This is a genomic window from Pseudocolwellia sp. G5-9 (assembly GCF_055808995.1).
The window spans coordinates 812,898-830,704 of sequence record NZ_CM147893.1 but is presented as its reverse complement, the minus strand read 5'-3'; the positions used below and the strand labels follow the sequence as shown (position 1 = coordinate 830,704).

At 35.9% G+C, this 17,807-nt stretch carries 12 protein-coding genes and 1 pseudogene; 7 read left to right on the top strand and 6 right to left on the bottom strand.

What is annotated here, in order from left to right:
- Nucleotides 1–55: 55 nt before the first annotated feature.
- On the bottom strand, nt 56–3,343 hold the full coding sequence (locus tag AC0L5Q_RS03605; protein ID WP_473614341.1) for a glycoside hydrolase family 2 TIM barrel-domain containing protein: 3,288 nt from the start codon (nt 3,341–3,343) through the stop codon (nt 56–58).
- 157 nt (nt 3,344–3,500) lie between these two features.
- On the opposite strand from AC0L5Q_RS03605, the gene AC0L5Q_RS03600 reads away from it, so the two are divergent.
- Nucleotides 3,501–3,872: an L-rhamnose mutarotase gene (locus AC0L5Q_RS03600; protein WP_473614340.1), complete on the top strand. Its 372-nt coding sequence runs from the start codon at nt 3,501–3,503 to the stop codon at nt 3,870–3,872.
- 96 nt (nt 3,873–3,968) lie between these two features.
- Nucleotides 3,969–4,976, top strand: coding sequence for a family 16 glycosylhydrolase (locus tag AC0L5Q_RS03595; protein ID WP_473614339.1), 1,008 nt, complete (start codon nt 3,969–3,971; stop codon nt 4,974–4,976).
- Nucleotides 4,977–5,071: 95 nt separating this feature from the next.
- Here the strand turns inward: AC0L5Q_RS03595 and AC0L5Q_RS03590 are convergent, their stop codons facing one another.
- The 3 genes from AC0L5Q_RS03590 to AC0L5Q_RS03580 form a co-directional block, all read right to left on the bottom strand.
- Nucleotides 5,072–5,509, bottom strand: coding sequence for a GFA family protein (locus tag AC0L5Q_RS03590; protein ID WP_473614338.1), 438 nt, complete (start codon nt 5,507–5,509; stop codon nt 5,072–5,074).
- Nucleotides 5,510–5,608: 99 nt separating this feature from the next.
- Nucleotides 5,609–6,070 carry a hypothetical protein gene (locus tag AC0L5Q_RS03585; protein WP_473614337.1) on the bottom strand — a complete coding sequence of 154 codons (462 nt, stop codon included), beginning with the start codon at nt 6,068–6,070 and terminating at the stop codon, nt 5,609–5,611.
- Nucleotides 6,071–6,230: 160 nt separating this feature from the next.
- Nucleotides 6,231–6,647 carry a 4-oxalocrotonate tautomerase gene (locus AC0L5Q_RS03580; protein ID WP_473614336.1) on the bottom strand — a complete coding sequence of 139 codons (417 nt, stop codon included), beginning with the start codon at nt 6,645–6,647 and terminating at the stop codon, nt 6,231–6,233.
- Between the two features lie 216 nt (nt 6,648–6,863).
- Between AC0L5Q_RS03580 and AC0L5Q_RS03575 the strand changes: the two genes are divergently transcribed.
- Nucleotides 6,864–7,457: a TetR/AcrR family transcriptional regulator gene (locus AC0L5Q_RS03575; protein WP_473614335.1), complete on the top strand. Its 594-nt coding sequence runs from the start codon at nt 6,864–6,866 to the stop codon at nt 7,455–7,457.
- A gap of 243 nt (nt 7,458–7,700) precedes the next feature.
- Here the strand turns inward: AC0L5Q_RS03575 and AC0L5Q_RS03570 are convergent, their stop codons facing one another.
- Nucleotides 7,701–9,434, bottom strand: a complete 1,734-nt coding sequence (locus AC0L5Q_RS03570) for a sulfatase-like hydrolase/transferase (protein WP_473614334.1) — start codon at nt 9,432–9,434, stop codon at nt 7,701–7,703.
- Nucleotides 9,435–9,571: 137 nt separating this feature from the next.
- On the opposite strand from AC0L5Q_RS03570, the gene AC0L5Q_RS03565 reads away from it, so the two are divergent.
- The 4 genes and pseudogenes from AC0L5Q_RS03565 (at nt 9,572) to AC0L5Q_RS03550 (ending at nt 15,383) form a co-directional block, all read left to right on the top strand.
- The gene (locus AC0L5Q_RS03565; protein WP_473614333.1) at nt 9,572–11,392 is read left to right on the top strand and encodes a sulfatase-like hydrolase/transferase; all 1,821 of its coding nucleotides are present in this window, start codon (nt 9,572–9,574) and stop codon (nt 11,390–11,392) included.
- Between the two features lie 44 nt (nt 11,393–11,436).
- A pseudogene (locus tag AC0L5Q_RS03560) lies at nt 11,437–11,586 on the top strand (VOC family protein); the annotation flags it as partial.
- Nucleotides 11,587–11,871: 285 nt separating this feature from the next.
- Complete coding sequence (locus AC0L5Q_RS03555; RefSeq protein WP_473614332.1) at nt 11,872–12,528, top strand: glycine-rich domain-containing protein; 657 nt, start codon at nt 11,872–11,874, stop codon at nt 12,526–12,528.
- 116 nt (nt 12,529–12,644) lie between these two features.
- Entirely contained in the window at nt 12,645–15,383 is a 2,739-nt protein-coding gene (locus AC0L5Q_RS03550) for a VPS10 domain-containing protein (RefSeq protein ID WP_473614331.1), read from the top strand.
- Nucleotides 15,384–15,448: 65 nt separating this feature from the next.
- Here the strand turns inward: AC0L5Q_RS03550 and AC0L5Q_RS03545 are convergent, their stop codons facing one another.
- Entirely contained in the window at nt 15,449–17,761 is a 2,313-nt protein-coding gene (locus tag AC0L5Q_RS03545; protein ID WP_473614330.1) for a peptidase U32 family protein, read from the bottom strand.
- Nucleotides 17,762–17,807: the final 46 nt, after the last annotated feature.

Genomic DNA, 17,807 nt, shown 5'->3' with positions numbered 1-17,807 from the left:
GCCCAAAGTAAACTTTGGGCTTTAATTTTCGCTAAGTGATCAACTAACTAAGGTGTTATCTAGCTGAAATAGTATAAGTGTATTGATACTTTCCTGAAAGTACTTGGTACTGTTTAATAGGCGCCGCTTTTGCGCTCCATGAATCATTACCACCCACACCCGATTGTATTAAATCAATATTAACGGTGAATTTACCCTGTTTAACTAAATCGTAGGTATGTTGTGCTGCATTTAAGTTTTCAGCACTCCATGGCCATACTGAGACACTAAGATCTTCTTTACCGTCTATCGTTAATGTTAAGCCGTTGTCTGTCGCTAGTTTTAACCAATCAACGTCGGTACGGTTTCCGTTTTCTTGTGGGCGAGCGTAGTGGTATATAAAGTCTTCAACCTTGCCTGAATAAATACTAATGTCAGCGCTGTTGTTACGGTCAATATAGTTTTCGTATGGGCCTCGTCCGTAAACACTCATATTTGATAAGCGCTGGTTTACGTTTGTTGTCATACCTAAGCGAGGAATACTGGTAAGGTTTGCATCAGCATTTAACGACATGCTCACTTTAATAGCTGCGTCACCTGTTACTACATATTGTGTGGTAACGTTAAGTTGTTTATTAAAAGAATGTTTAGTAGTTACGGTAACGCTAGTTTTTGATGTGTCGATATCAAAAGCACTCAGTGTCATGTTTTCACTTGCTTTACGCCAAACAGCTCGACCTGTTGCTGGTTTAGTATCGTCAGCTACGTTGTCGGTAGGTGATGTCCAATCTTGGAATCCACCAATATCGTTATCTGTAGATGGTCTCCAAAAGTTATGTTTTAACGCACCAGTAATCACGGTTTGTCCATTTACTTGGTAAGCAGTTAAATAGCCTGACTTTTTGTTAAATACCGCTTTAAAACCATTATTTGATACCGTTATTGTATTTTGCTTGTCGTCAGTACTTACCGATTTATTTGAAACCGTTTTAATAGCTTCTTTCTTAAAAGGTAATTCAAATTGTTGTTTAGCTAATTCATGTCCTGCTTCAGCCCAATTGGTGTTATTGATGGTACGTAAACTCAATTGTAAAAAGTAACGAGCACCCGCTTTTAATACAGGTTTGTTAAAAGGAATTGAAACCGCTTTAGTTTGTTGAGCCGCAATATCTAAACCGTTAAGTGAACCTTGTTGAATAACTTTGTTGTCTTCAGATAAAGTCCACACTAATAAATATTGCTTTAAGTTATCAAAAAAGAATCGGTTAGTTACATCAATTTTTCCTTCGGCTAAATGAGTAGCGTCAAATTGAGCAGGTTGAAAAACATACTTAGCTTCCCACAGTTTAGGTGTTGCTTTACGGTAAGAATCTAAAACACCATTTAAACAGAAGTTAGATGAATTAGGTTTGTCTCCAAAGTCACCACCGTATGCTAGGTAGGTTTCGCCTTTATCGTTTTTAGCTTCTATACCTTGGTCTATCCAATCCCATATAAAACCACCTACAATATTATCGTGGCTACGTACCATGTCCCAATATTCAGTTAAATTACCCAGTGAATTCCCCATCGCATGCGCATATTCACACATTAGAATAGGGCGTTTAACATATGGGCTGTCTGCTAAGCCTTTCAGTTCTTCTAAAGACGGGTACATTCTACTAATTACATCAACAAATGCCGGATCTGTAGGGTTAGCATAAGGTGTATGAAATTGAGCTTTTTCTGCTTTGGTAGAATAACGTTCAGATAAACCAATATAGTCAGGGTGGTTAGGATCACCTTGTGAACCTTCATAATGAATAAAGCGTGTACTATCTAAGTCTTTAACCCAACCAGACATTGCAGCAAAGTTAGGACCTGTGCCAGATTCATTACCGAAAGACCATGAAATAATAGAAGGATGATTTTTATCGCGTTCAACCATACGTAAAACACGTTGCATCATGGCGTTATTCCACTCAGGAAGATTTGCTAACAAGCCCCCAACACCATGGCTTTCAATGTTAGCTTCATCCATTACATAAATACCGTATTCGTCACATAAGTCGTAGAAATAGGGATCGTTAGGGTAATGAGAGGTTCTTACGGCATTAAAGTTATAACGTTTCATTAATAAAACGTCTTCAAGTAAATCAGCACGGCTTAACGCTTTGCCTTTTTTAACATCGTGATCATGACGGTTAACACCAATTAATTTAATGGCTTTACCGTTAATTAATAATTCTGCTTTGTCGTTAATTTTTACGTCTCTAAAACCAACTCGCGTGCTTCTTGTTTCTATTACGGTTCCTTGAGTATTTTTTAATGATAATACTAAGGTATATAAATGAGGCGTTTCAGATGTCCATAATTTAGGGTTTTCAAGTGTTGCACTCATGAGATCAAACTTAAAGTTATCACGCTGTGGGTAGATAGTTCTTGAAACTATGTTAGCTGAAACATTCATAGGTGTTGATAAAACGGCTTTACCTGAATCATTATATAGCTGGCCTTCAATGTTCCAGCCATCAACATCTTTGCGTTTTGGAAAGCTCAATTCAGGTCTTATTTGTAATGTGCCCTGGGTATAAGTTTCATTTAGCTTAGTTTTTACATGAAAATCGTTAATCGCAATTTTAGGTTGTGCCATTAACATGACTTCACGGTGAATACCGCTTAAACGCCAGTGATCTTGATCTTCTAAGTAACTGCCGTCACTCCAACGATAAACCTCAACGGCTACGGTATTAGTGCCAGATTTTATATGATCGGTAATATCAAATTCAGACGGTAATCGACTTCCTTGCGAATAACCGACTTTTTCACCATTTACCCACAAGTAATATGCAGAGCTAACACCACCTAAATGGATCAGTATTTGCTGGCCTTGCCATGTTTTAGGAATGGTAAAGTCTTTAAGGTAAGACCCCACTGGATTATCACGAGTAATAAATGGAGGCACTATACTGTTTTCATCGGTAGCACCATTTTTAAACATAGGATACTGTGAGTTTGTGTAGATAGGTGTACCGTATCCTTCCATTTCCCAGTTTGAAGGCACCGGAATAGACTTCCATTGTTTACTATTAAAATTTGATTTGTAAAAGTTTTTAGGACGATCTTCGGCTTTTTCAACAAAGTTAAACTTCCAATCACCATTAAGCATTTTTATACTTGCCTGAGTTCTATCTCGGGTAAGTGCCTGTTCAACCGTATCAAACGAATACGATGTAGCACGCGCAGGCAGTTTGTTAATATGAATAACTTCAGGGTTTTCCCAATCATTAGCAGCAAGCGCTATAGGAGAAACGGTTATACTGAGCAATAGCCCAGCAATACCTTTTGTTAGTGTTTGGTAGGAGAGTATCGTTTTTAGTTTCATTTTGATGTTATCTCAAATTTATTATAAATAAGGTTAATTTAAATATTAAATTGTATTTTTATATGTGATAACTTTATAACAATTAATATTTAACGACAATGATTAATACAAATTGAATGATCTTATTTAAAAATAAGAGAATATTACCGGAGAAGTTATGAGCAAAAACAAACGCTATTGTTTAGCATTAGATTTAAAAGATGATCCAAAATTAATTGCAGAATACATAGAATATCATCAACCTGAAAATGCTTGGCCACAAATAACAAAAAATATGGCTGAAATGGGTATTGCAGATATGGAAATATATCATCTAGGCGATCGACTATTTATGATCATGGAAACAACCGCTGATTTTGATCCAAACGCTGAACCTAAAACAGATGAAGGTAAAACTAAATCTGAAGAATGGGAGAAGTTGATGTGGAAGTATCAACAACCATTAAAATGGGCAAAAGAAGGTGAGAAGTGGGTACAAATGGATTTAATTTATGATTTAAAAAAAGTTAAAACTCTTAGCAAAAAGTAATAAATATTTAAATCTAATACCTTAGCTAGATTTCGTTTGGAACGTGAAATCTTTACCTAGATTATTTTTAGTTTCAACATACTATAAAGGCGAATAATGAACAATTCACAAACAGATTCAAATAAAGGGCTATCGAATAAAAGCTTACTTTCACCCTTTTTACCTTTGGTCGCTTTACCTGCAATGTTAGTATTGTCTGGCTGTCAAAGTACTGATGAGGCTTTATCAAGTACTTCAGCGTCTGTAAATCAAAGCGCTCACAATATCAGTCATTTACCTGAAGCACCGGCTGGGTATAAATGGCAGTTTATCGATAATATGTCAGATGAATTTAATGGAACCAGCTTAGATTCAAGCAAATGGAATGATTCTATTTCAACGTGGAAAGGAAGACGTCCGGCACGTTTTTTACCAAAAAACGTAAAAGTTGTTAATGGTAATCTTGCATTAAACACGTCAACTTATGCTGAAGATAGTGATGGTTATACTATGGGCGGTGCGGCGGTATCAGGTAAACATAGCGCAACTTATGGTTATTTTGAAGCACGTGTAAAAGCTTCTAAAACTAAAATGTCTACAACGTTTTGGCTGCATTCAGATAAAAGCGATAATTCAGGCACAGGTTGTAATACGGCACACACAACTGAAATTGATATTTTAGAAGCTATTGGCGGCTGGCCAGAAAGGTTTTGGACCGATGTAATGCATTCAAATACCCATTATAAAGGTCGAGAGCTGGTTAATGGAAAATGCAAAGGCGCTAAGTATATTTCACAAGGTGTAAAACACGACGCTAAAGTTAATTTGTCTGACGATTTTCATACCTATGCAGCATGGTGGGTTACACCGAATAAGGTTAAATTTTATTTTGATAATCAGTTAACGGGTACGGTTGATTTAAATAATCCTCAAGATGCTGTACCTTTTAATAGTGAAATGTCGTTAAGAATGGTTTCTGAAACCTATACTTGGCAAGAAAAACTGATCAAAAAAATAGAAGGCGACGATGAACCATATCCTACAGAGCAAGAGCTAGATGACGAAAGTATTAATACCGTTCTCTACGATTATGTAAGATCGTATCAATTGGTTGCTATTGACTAATCAATTTCAGTTTGAGGCGACGGACTTTATAGATAATTGATTTAAAGTTTTACGCTCAATAGTTCGCTATTGAGCGTAAATAACGCAGATAGTCACTAATTTGGGAAATGACTAAATTTTTTTTCTGCTAGTCCGTCATTCAACCAATGAGCTTGTTCGTTAACAAACATATTAGCTTCAGGCATATTTTCAACCTTATCGAATAATGAACTAGCAGGAATAATTAAAGATTTACCACTTTGGTTAATAAAGGGTAAAGCGCAACCACAAGCCGAGCAAAATGCTTTAGAAAACTCTCTATTTGGGTGCTCATAACAAGATATTTTTTCATTTCCCGTCAACCATTCAATATTATCAGGTGAGGTAAATATATTAGCTGCAAAGGCAGAGCCTGTGAATTGTTGGCATTGTTTGCAATGGCAAAGGAAAAAATGGCTAAACTTATTATGTACTTGGTAGCGCACAGCTCCGCATAAACAACCGCCTTTTAATCTTCCTTTATTTAGCGTTCTTGTATTGTCTGAAATATTCATTTGTTAATCCTCTTACTAGTAACTTAACGTAAATACCGACCATTACCGCTACTTTAGAGATAACAGCCGAGATTAGGTTCTGTTGATCTAGATTGCTAATTATGATTTACAAATCTCACCACTATAACGTACTAACCCTTCCATATTATTCAAATCTACTAAGCCGTAACTTTTAAAATTTCCCTCATAACCTTTAAATGAACCTGTAGTAGATTCTTTCTCAATTGAATAATTAATCTCGATCATAAAATTACCAGCCTTGCCCGGCACAGCGGTTAGCTCTGCATGGTCAATCGTGTGAAATGATCCTCCCGTGTTATTTAAGAAGTAGTGATTCAAATCCATTTGCAGACCACTTTTAGTTTCACGTTGAGCAGTAATTGTGCCACTAGCTGCACTAGCACTACCAATTAAGGGGGCTGTAATTCTCACTGTACCATCAGCTTGAGGAGAGAATGTCGGCATTGCTACGCCACCGATGGGTGTACACACTTTTTGAACCGCAAAGGTGTTAGTTGAAACTATGACTAATAAACTTGCGGCGGCTATTTTTTTAAACATATGATTTCTCTTTTTTAGTTAAATTGTTTTGGATAACAACATGATCACCAAAGATTTATCTGTTCTTATCGATTGATTTTATGTAATGTTTTCTTCCTACTATCCAATGTAGAGAGTAATGAGAAAAAATGTTACTTACCAAAGTGGGTGAATAACCTTGTTAGCCTTTTGAAATTTCCGCACCAATTTCTTCATTTGTCATAGCAATACCATTGAAATTCCATGAACCATCTACTGTATGAATAACATTCGAGTAAATATTTTCTATTGGTTGTTTTCCGCCAGATAGTTCTCTAATAATTTCGGTTGCTTCGGTAAAATGAGCCAATTGAATTTCTCTTGAAGAAAAAGCAAAAGAAGGTACTTTCCATTCCATCCAAACGCCTGAAAATTCATCTCCACCTGAGAAGGTTGAGTTTTTTGGTAGTACAGATACATGTGCTGTCACATTAGGTGTCATTGATTTATTACCTAAAAGGCCATGATGCTTGAGCATTGAATTAGTAATTTTTTGAATGGCTTCTTTTTCAGAGCCCGCAGGGATAACGCCTTCAGTAAGAGTAAGTGTTAGTGGCATAGTATTCTCCAGTAATAGTTAAGTTAATTGTTCGTGGTAAATAGAAGTTGTTTTTTACTAAACTTCGGTTTAACTAGAAATATAGTGATCGTTATATTTAAGTTGTCGCTATGTTATATATCGATCGTTATATTGTCAATTAAAATATAACGACCTCTATATTGTTAATGAAAACACAGTTATAATGCGGCTATTATTAAGGGGGCAGATATTTAAATGACGAAAATAAGTAAAAAACAAGAAACAAGAAAACGAATTATCAACGCAGCGAGTCAATGCTTTAGAAGTCATGGTTACGCCGGTATTGGTGTTGATGGTATTGCTAAGGAAGCAGGAGTTACTTCAGGGGCTTTTTATGCTCACTTAGGTTCAAAAGATGGTGCATTTGAAGAGGCTTTGTCGCTAGGTCTTGATGAGGTGATTGTTGCAATCCCTGAATTTCAACTTCAGCACGGTATACAATGGATTGAGGTTTTTGCAAATTATTATCTAGGTCAAGCCCATCGTGATAATCTTTCTTGCGGTTGTGCGATGACAACTCTCTCTCCCGAAGTTGTTCGTACTAAACCTGAATTACATGCTATTTATGAAGAAAAAATGCTTGAGATAGTTGAGCTGATGGCTCAGGGGCTTGTTGGTGATTCACATGAAGAATGTATATCAAAGGCTTGGACTGTACTCGGTATTTTAATTGGTGGTCTTACTATGGTTAGGGCTGTAGCTTCTAGTAACACTGCGGATAAAATAGCAACGTCTATCAAAAATTCAGCAATCAACGCTGCAGGAAAAACCAAAGAATTTCATTGGTAACGAGTATAGCCTATAAATACAGTTTGATAATGCCGTGTTTATGAGCTGAATACTATCTTTAAGTAAGTTTTGCTACCGATTTTTAATGACTTAAGTAAATACAATTAAGTGTCACGAATATGAGCTATTTTACAGCCTGAGCTGATGTTAGTTAGATTATTCGTTATCAATCAATAAAAAGCGCACAACATAAAGAAATTCTATGTTGTGCGCTTTTTTGTTTATTAAGCCTTAATAAAAGACTTAATACTGTTTTATATCTGTATTATGTTCTTGTTGAGAATCAATTGTAAAACGTTCTACCTTAGGCGCTTCGGTACCACGAGCACTTAACAGTGTTTGATACCAATCTTTTCTCATTGTATTAAGTTGCTGCTGATATTCTTTATCAGTAACAACATTTTTTAACTCAGTAGGGTCGTTATTAAGGTTATATAGCTCTTCGTAAACTACTGGTTCATTATGTAATGGGCCTTCAATAAACTCTCTATATTGTGCAATATCGTTATCATGAAAGGCGTATAGCATTTTATTTACAGGGATCTTTAGTTGCTTTGCTAACGCAATTTTTTTAGTGGCTGAAAGGTTGTTGTTTTTGTAATACCTAATGTATTTCCACTCGTTTGTTTGAATAGATTCACATCGCGGATTACCAAAATGTGTAGACCATAAGTTTTCTGAGAATATATATTTACGCTTAGTTTGAGCCGTAACATCAGTTGCGTTATATAAAGGCATCAAATTTTCGCCTTGAAAAGTGCTCGCTTGTTTTACATTTGCTAAAGACAATAATGTAGGTGCTATATCAATAGACTGTACAAGTGCATTACTGGTTTTATTGTTTTGTTTATTTCTTGGATCATAAATAATTAAAGGCACATGCGTTGTTTTTTCATAACATAATGCTTTTCCGCCTAAACCTTGCTCACCCATAAATAAACCATGATCTGAAGTGAAAATTATTACGGTGTTATCATCAATTTTTTGATCTTTTAATTTACGTTTTAACTTGCCGACTAATCTATCTATTCCAGTCATTGCTTGTAATTGTCGAGTGTATTCTTCTCTAAATTTTTCAGGTGTATCAACAACGTTATACCCATTTTGGCGATCTATTACGTGATGTATGTCTGTTGGTAATTTTGGCGTTTTAATATCAGCTTTAGCTATATAGTTTTTAGGTAAAGGGAGGGTTTGATCTCTAAATAAACTTTTATATATTTCGTCGTCTGTTTCTTTCATTTTCATCGTACTGGTACTTGAACCATGAGGTAGGTTTAAGTTAACCGATAACATAAAAGGTTGATCAGTAGGGCGACTGTCTAAAAATTTTATCGCTTTTTTAAATTTATACTCATTTGTATCTAAAAAGTCATCTATACCTTCTGACACAACTTCGAGCTGAGTGTCGGTTTTGGCTTCTGAAAATATTTTATGTCGATCTTTTGGATAAAATGAAAGATGGCCATGGCCTGCATACCAATAGTCGAAACTCTTTTCCATTAAGCCGCTTTTGTAACCGCCTTTACCTACAGGAGAATGGTTTTTACCTACCCAACCCGTAAAGTACCCCGCTTTGCGTAACAGCATTGGGTATGAACTTTCCCAAGCTTCTTCAGATACGCTCGTACCAGAATTAAAGTTTACACCGTGTTTACGTTCATATTGACCTAATAAAATTGATATTCGACTTGGCGTACATATAGCACTAGATACATGAGCATTAGTAAATAACACGCCTTGGTTTGCAAGTTCATCAATATTAGGCGTTTTTACTATTTTATTGCCAGTAATGCCTAAATAGCCATAAGGCTGATCGTCGGTAAGAATTAAAATAATATTGGGTTGAGTTGGGGTTTTACTTGCTGTTGTATCTATATGCTTTGCAGCACTTGCTTGGCTAGTAATGCTAATGACTAAACCAAAAATGCATAAACTTAATGATTTAAGAGGAAATATTGAAAACATATTTTTCATTTTATAAACGTTCCTTTACGAAATTTTTATTAACTTATCAAATAAACTATAAAGTTGTATATAAATTATGTATATTAAATATAAAAACAATTGCGCAGTATTCAACTGATCACAAAATATCAACAACGGAAATTAACATGAAAATTAAATTAGGCTTAGGTATATCCCTTTGTATTCTCCTTTCTGCCTGTATAAATAATAGTAGTGAACAAACTAAATCCCTTGTTAATGCAGAAAAAACCAAGCCAAAAATAGCGTCAAGTAAAACAGAATATACCAATGTAGTCCTTATTCTTATTGATGATTTAAGTCATTATGGGGTAACTGCGTATGGCGCTAATCGTTTGCATTCGTATGATGGTTTGTTTACAAATAAAGAATTCAGCACGCCTAATATCGATAACTTAGCTAAAGCGGGTTTACGTGTTGATCATGCCTTTGCTTACCCTATTTGTGAAAATACGCGTATCGCATTAATGAGCGGTAAAAATAACGATAGAAATTATCTTCAACCTAAATCACAACATAGATCAGATATTACTTTTGGCGATGCCTTTAAAAAGGCTGGTTACGTAACAGGGCTTTACGGTAAATGGAAACAAACACGTGGTGATAAACAAGTTGCAGGTAAAGATTATATATCTGAATTTGGTTGGGACGATTACACCGCGTTTGATGTAGTCACTGAAGGTCAGCGTTTTATTAATCCTAATCTTGTGGTTAACGGTAAGATTACTAATTATCAAGGAAGAACTGACTTAGATCCTGAAACCGGTAGAAGATGGTACGGACCTGATATTGTTAACCGTGATGCTTTAAAATTTATTGATAAAAACAAAGATAAACCCTTCTTTTTATATTATCCGATGATGTTAGTGCATGACGATCATAAACCTACACCTGACACTCAACCTCATGCTATTTTCGACAACTTTAGTGAAAAAGCGGAATATCGCAACAAAGGTGGCGATGACCGACGCTACTTCCCTGATATGATTGAATATATGGATAAATTGATTGGCCAAGTCGTTACTAAACTTGACGAAGCCGGAGTAAGAGACAACACCTTAATTGTGGTAATGGGGGACAATGGTACTAAAGAAACTTTTGGTCACGTATTGGCTGATAATTCTATTTACCCAGGGCGCAAAGGCGGAAATGCAGATAACGGCTTGCATGTTCCGTTAGTGATTAATTATCCGAATGTGGTACCTGCAAGTAAGGACGGTAGTTACCGTAGTTATAAAGGCTTGGTTAATTTAACCGATATTTATCCAACCATTGCTCAAGCTGCAGGAATCGAAATTGCTAACCCTGAACAGCTAGATGGTATTAGTTTTTGGGAACAAGCTAAAGGAGCAGCCGGTGAACCGAGAAAAACCATTCACACTTGGTATATAGGTAACAGTAAATACCAAGATAAAGATGTTGTATTACGTTACGCCTTTAACAAAAATTTTAAGCGTTACGCACCAGATAAAGATTTTCCAGAAGGACGTTTTTTTGATTTAAGAACTGATTTACTGGAACGTGAAGGAGCTCGTTTTATAGAGCGTAAATGGAAAGTAAAACGCTATAGCGGATTAAACTTAAATAACTTAACGCCTGAACAGCAACAAGCTTATAACGAATTAGGGAAAGTGCTTGATGAAAACAAGCTTGTATCTGTTAAAACGCTAGCTATCAATAGTAATAAAACAACATTGAATATAAATGAAACCCTCAGCTTGCAAGGCGTAGTATTACCAGAGCAAGCAAAACGTAAAGGTTTGATATGGGAATCGAGCAATCCAGAAGTATTATCCGTTAACAAGTTTGGAGAAATAACGGCCCATAAAAAAGGAGTAGCTGAAATTAGTATTTACTCTTGGGATGATGCAGATCCTTTAGCGGCTAATACCGATCAGCCCTATAGTAAATCAGGTATTTCAGCGTCAAAGGTATTTAAGGTGAATTAATTGGTTAGTTAAGTTTACTAAACCAGTCATAGAGTGATACTACTAATGAAGCCTTTCAAGTTATTTCAAACTTGAAAGGCTTTGATATTAAATACGAACCCATTAAAGTAGAGCCTTGGGGCAAAGTTATTTATTTATGGGGGCCGTCAGGCGAGCTTTGGCACGTAACGGAACTCAACAAAGTATCATGTTAATTATGTTCAATTCTTCTACTACTCAGTATTTTATCGTTACTCTTATTATATTCTGCTCTACTCAAATTCTCGCCGAAGAAGCTGATTGCCAAAAACTATCAGAAGCACATTGCTTAACCAGTAGCCAATGCACCTTAAATTATATAAGTGAAAATACTTATAGCTGTATCTGGAGAAAACCCCGCAATGTGTGAGATGGAATAGTGGATAACTGTTTCATAAGTTGTTTAAATAGAGGTTAATTGTTCAGAAGTTTAATTTTAAAATGTAAAGTCAGGGATCGATATGGATGTTAGTATTTTTCAAATAGTTGTTGTTTTAATTTTATTGTTTTTTTTTATTTATAATAAACATAAAAAAAGAAAAGAGTTTATAGCGTCTTTTCAATTTCCAGTCGCTATAAAACAAAGAGTTAACGCTAAATATCCTCATTTATCTAACGATCAGGTTGAACTCGTTTTAGATGCCCTTAAATCTTTTTTTATTATTTCTTATAAAGCTAAATTAAAGCCTGTAGCTATGCCTTCTCAAGTGGTCGATGTTGCTTGGCACGAGTTTATTTTATTTACAAAAAACTATGAAATTTTTTGTAAAAAAGGGATAGGGCGATTTTTACACCATACACCAACCGAAGCTATGAAATCTCCAACCAATGCACAAGAGGGGATAAAAAGAGCTTGGCGTTTAGCATGTGATTTAGAAAACATTAATCCAGCATCACCTGCACGTTTACCTTTGTTATTTGCTATAGACGCTAAATTAAAAATAGAAGACGGCTTTTTCTACTCTAAAAACTGCAAAGATAAAAGCTCACCAACTTATGGACAAGACTATTGTGCTACTCATATAGGTTGTTCTTCTGGATGTAGTGGCTCTTCTGGTGACTCATCAACGAGTTGTGGAAGCAGCTGTGGCAGTAGTTGTGGCGGTGGAGGTGATTAATTTTAAAGAAGATGAATAAAAATACTATACAGGTGGGTTTTATATATAAAACTGCTTTTTTATTTCTGCCTTATGGTTTAAAGTATATTCATTATTATTAATAATTAATCGTGTATATGAAAAATAAAAAACTTCTCCTTATTATTGCTAGTTTATTGATATCTTCTGGTTGTACTGTCAATCAAAGCGAAACGATCAAGGACGTTATTCCACAAATCAATGCGGAATATTTTGAACAATTAAGAACACAAAAAGTGATTTCAGATCCTATTGTTCAATGGCAAAATATTGGTCCTGGTATGTCAGGCTACAATGAAAAACTATGGAATCATCCTTTCGATAAAAATGTTATGTTTATCGCACCTGATATGCACGTAACCTATGGCACATGGGACGGCGGTAAGTCTTGGCAAAGCATAAAAGACCACGACGAGTTAGGTCAACTAATGAAACGTGTAGTTGATATGGATTTTTCATTACAAGCTCCAAACTATATTGTGGCATTAGATTGGAATGGCTGGGTGTATGAGTCAACAGATCAAGGTCATCATTGGACAAAACTAGCAGAACTTTCTCCTACTTATAAAGATTTTGGTGTTGATCCATATGATCCATTAGCCTTTAAAAAAGGTTGGTACGACGAACAAATAGGCATGCGCTTAAGTGAGCTAAGTATTGATCCCACTAACGATAATATTTGGTATGTTGGAGCTGGTGACTTTTGGAACGTTAAAGAAAATCATCGTACAAAAGCCAACAAGCAAGGTAGTAAACTAAGTTACGCTGATTATGGTTATCTTTTAAAGTCGTCAGATAAAGGTAAAAGCTGGAAAAAAATATCAACGGGCTTACCTCAAGATTTAGATGTTGGGAAAATAATTATTAATCCAACCAACCCCAAGCACTTAATTATGGCGACAAATCACGGGGTAATGCATAGTCATAATGAAGGCTTAACATGGTTAAATAAAACGAGAGGACTTCCTGCTAATTTACCTCGCGACTTAACCTCTTTTTACAATGAAAATACAGGTGAATTTGTTCTATATTTGGTTGAACAAACAATTTATGAACCAGTAGGACATTCCGTAAAGTCAGCTGGTGGAGTCTATAAGAGCGTTGATAACGGTGAGAGTTGGGAAAACATCACAGGTAACTTATCTATAGATTTAACTCAAATACATTACCCAGCTGAAATTCAAAGATATTATAGAACTTTATCGAATTGGTTTGGTATTTCTCAACATCAAGCTAAGAAAAAGTACCCTAATTTACCAACATCTATTTTACCTGTATTTAATCGTTTGGTGGTTAATCCGTTAAATAAAGATGAGATTTACCTTACTTACAATAAAAAACATGATCGCACTTTTGGTCCGGGTGAAGTATGGCGCTCACTTAACGGCGGTAAAACATGGCAGGTTGTTGCTCGTCATGGTGAATATTGGTTAAGTGGTAAAGACAAAGCTTATTGGCTATCTCGTGATAATGACACAGGGGCTAATGTTGAATTTGCGCATCTTCAAGAATATATAAACGCGCATAAAGAAACTTCGGGTAATCGATTATTAACCATTAATTCTGCAGGTGAGCTTTTTATCAGTATCGATCAGCAAACACATAAATCGTCAGACAAAGGCGTAAGCTGGCAACAAATTGATGATATGGAAACAGCCCCTAATAGCAAGGTTTGGATAGGGCGTGGTGATAGTGATTTACCCGGCCGCTTTATGTTGCATGAAACAGGCATACCTGAACGAAGACTATTCGCAAGTGGCGAACATGGTGTTTGGAGTACAGTTAATGTAAAAGAATGGCCAAACAAGCAAGCCGTAGCGCTGAAGCAAATAGAAGGTCAAAACAATATCGATGGTATGGTTTCAATTTCTACTATTGCTGTACATCCTCATAACCCTAATATCATTTATATATTGGCATGGAGACAAGATCACCGCGGTAAACTACGTCGTTCTATCGACGGTGGAAAAACATGGGAAAATATCGCAACAGTTTTAGATAATAAAATAGACCAAAACGTAGTTAAATCTAAAAATATAGGTAAAGTTATTCAAGGACCTGCAGGTTTGTTACCAGCGCAAGACTCTTTACTGATTGACCCTGTTGAACCTAATAATATGTATGTGGCTGTAACTAAAGATGCATTCTCTGAAATTTATCGTGCACCACGCCGTGAACCAACTGTAGGTGGCTTTGGGTTTATGAAATCAGATGATGGCGGTTATACGTGGAAAGTTAGCAATAAAGGATTCCATGAAGGTTTTAGCTTAAGACGTATTACTCTTGATCCGAATAATTCAAATAAGATCTATGCAGCAACCAGTGATAAGAATGGTGGTTTATACCAATCTAACGATAAAGGTGAAAACTGGTCAAGAGTTAACATACCTTCAGAAATCAAAAGCGTTAATAATGTGTTTATTGATAAAAACACGAATAATATCTTTATTAGTGCGGGTGGCTTTTACCAAGGAACCTTTGATGAAGGAGGCGCTTGGCAAAGTACGGACTCAGGTAAAACATGGCACAAAATATTTAAAGCACCTGTTGTACTGCAAGTAGAGTCATCTCCTGTTGATGCCAATATATTAGTGTTAACTGTGGGTAATCAAATGCGTATGGATAGACAGTTTATGAATCCAGGTGTTTATTTATCGTTAGATGCTGGTAGCAACTGGAAAAAAATAAACGCTAATCTTAGCAACAACGACAAAATAATAGATGCTAAACCTGATCCTTATAACAAAGATGTTATTTGGGCCGCAGGTTGGGGAAGTGGTTGGTTTGTTGGATACATCAATGGCGCTGATGGTAAGGGCTGGTATCAATACCATTAACGATTTATAAATTGAATGTAAAAAGGGAGCTAAATATAGCTCCCTTTTTACTGTTTTATTTAAATCTACAGCCCGTTATGGTATTGCACGTTAGTTGATTCAGGTACTAATTGATTTAAAGCTTGCTGAATGCGTACTTGTCCGTCAGCACTAGCACTTTCGTTTTTATCTACTTTCAGTAAGGCTTCAAACTGTTCAATCAGTACCGCTTTGTCTGGTGTTTCTTTATCGCCAGAACCAATATTGGTTAAGTCAATCATAAAGCCATCGAACAAATCTGCTAGGTCATTAATAATTTCCATGTTTAAAAACTGGTCATTGTTATAAATGCTTGGGTAGCCTGCTTTTTGTTTATCAATAGCAAACGAAACACCTTTAAGGTTAGTTATGCTGGTAGATTTATCGCAAGAAAGCATACAACCGTTATCAATACGCGGTTTTTCACAACCTACACTTTGTTGGAAAAAACACTGTCTGCTGGTCATTAACAAAATAGGGTGGTAAATACTGTAAAACAACTTAAAGTTTTCAGGACGAGCAATGGTTTTCATTTGTTGGTAGTTTATTTCGTTTGAAATAAATGCGCCGTCACAATTAAATGTTTCTTTCATGGCTAATAGCGCATAAGAGTTAGTTGTATTTAAGAAAGGTCCAGCTATCCACTTAATACCTAGCTCAGACGCTCGGTTTGCAATACCTGTGTTATTGGTCACAATCAGCTTAGGTTTAACTTGCTCTAAAATATTTAATGCTACGTCGTAATCTTTACCAATTAATACCGATGGAAACCAGGGGATAAGGCGAGGATTTTCATTAAAAAAGCTCACATATTTAGTACAACCACGTTTGTAAGCATCTGGCAGTTTAAAGTAAATGTCTGCATCTGTTACGTTGGCAAGATCTAAATCGGTATCGTCACAAATTAAAATAGACAACTTAGCCTTATGCTCATCATTAGGCGTTTTAGCATGGCGTGCTAATTTAGGTAAAACAACTTCAGGATGAACAGGTGAGTTATCGTTTAGTAACGAAGACAACTCATTTTTTAACGCGGTAAGATCTTTAAATGGAATATTTAAACCCGCTTCAATCGCATCGCAATTTAATTCAATTAAGTTAAATTCAGCGTTGTTAAAACCTTTAAAGCGTTTTTCGATAGCGGCTTTGTCAATACAGTTTTTATCACTTGCGACTAACAGGTTAGTTGAATGTAAAACAAAGGTTTGTTCTTCAGTTAATGCTTTGCCTTCACTATAGCCTTCTGTTTTTACCGTAAGGGTTAATGGCTTGCCTTCGTTACCTGTAAAGATAAGAGATAAAGGGCGTTTATCTATACTCAAATGCTTAATTTTTTCAAATACTGAAGTGTTAATTTCTTCTTTCTCAGCACTGAGTTTTTCTTCAACTTCATGAATTTGTACAACTGAAATGGCGTTACTTTTACCTACCGCATGGTATTTAGAATTATCACGAGGGTTTTCAATAAACATCGATTGATTTAAATCACCACGTAAAAAGGCGTTTGAAAAATCGCGGTTGAACACTTTATAAAGGCGTTCGCCGTCTTCTAATAATTCACCTGTTTCTACAAAACCATCTATTTGCTTACGAAAGCTATCAATTACCGTATGTACGTAACTTGCGCCTTTAATGCGACCTTCAACTTTAAATGAATGAACGCCAGCATCAATTAATGCGGGTAAGTCGAAGAAAGCTGAATTGTCTTTTATATTTAACGGAAATTTATTACCTGATTCAGTCGGTTTGTATTCTTCGCGACACGCTTGGCTACATCGACCACGGTTGCCTGAATTACCTACACTGGCTGAGGTTGAATAACATAAGCCAGAGAAAGCGACACATAAAGAGCCGTGTACAAATACTTCAGTAAGCACGTCTTGATCTTGGCTCACTTGAGTAATTGCCGTAATTTCTTTTAAATTTAACTCTCTTGATAAGTTAACACGAGAAGCGCCTAGCTTTTTAAGGAAAGGAATTTGCCCAATATTATGTGTTGTTAATTGCGTAGAAGCATGAATATCTAACGTAGGAAAATGCTTCTTTAAAATATACAACAAACCTAAATCTTGAACGATAACACCGTCTAATGTGGTATTGGCCAGTTTGCTTAATAACTTGGCTAACGACTTAAATTCACGTTCTAATATAATAATGTTTAACGTTAAAAATATTTGGCATTCGTACTGGTGTGCAAGTCGAATACAACCTACAAGCTCATCAAAAGAAATATTAGCCGCACGGTTACGTGCATTAAAGGTGTCTAAACCACAATAAACCGCATCGGCTCCAGCAATTATTGCCGCTTTTATCGCATCTATGTCGCCACCTGGCGCTAACAATTCTATTTTAGGACTCATTTCTCAACTTTAGCCAATATTAAGGCGGTTAAATTTTAAAGGGGAG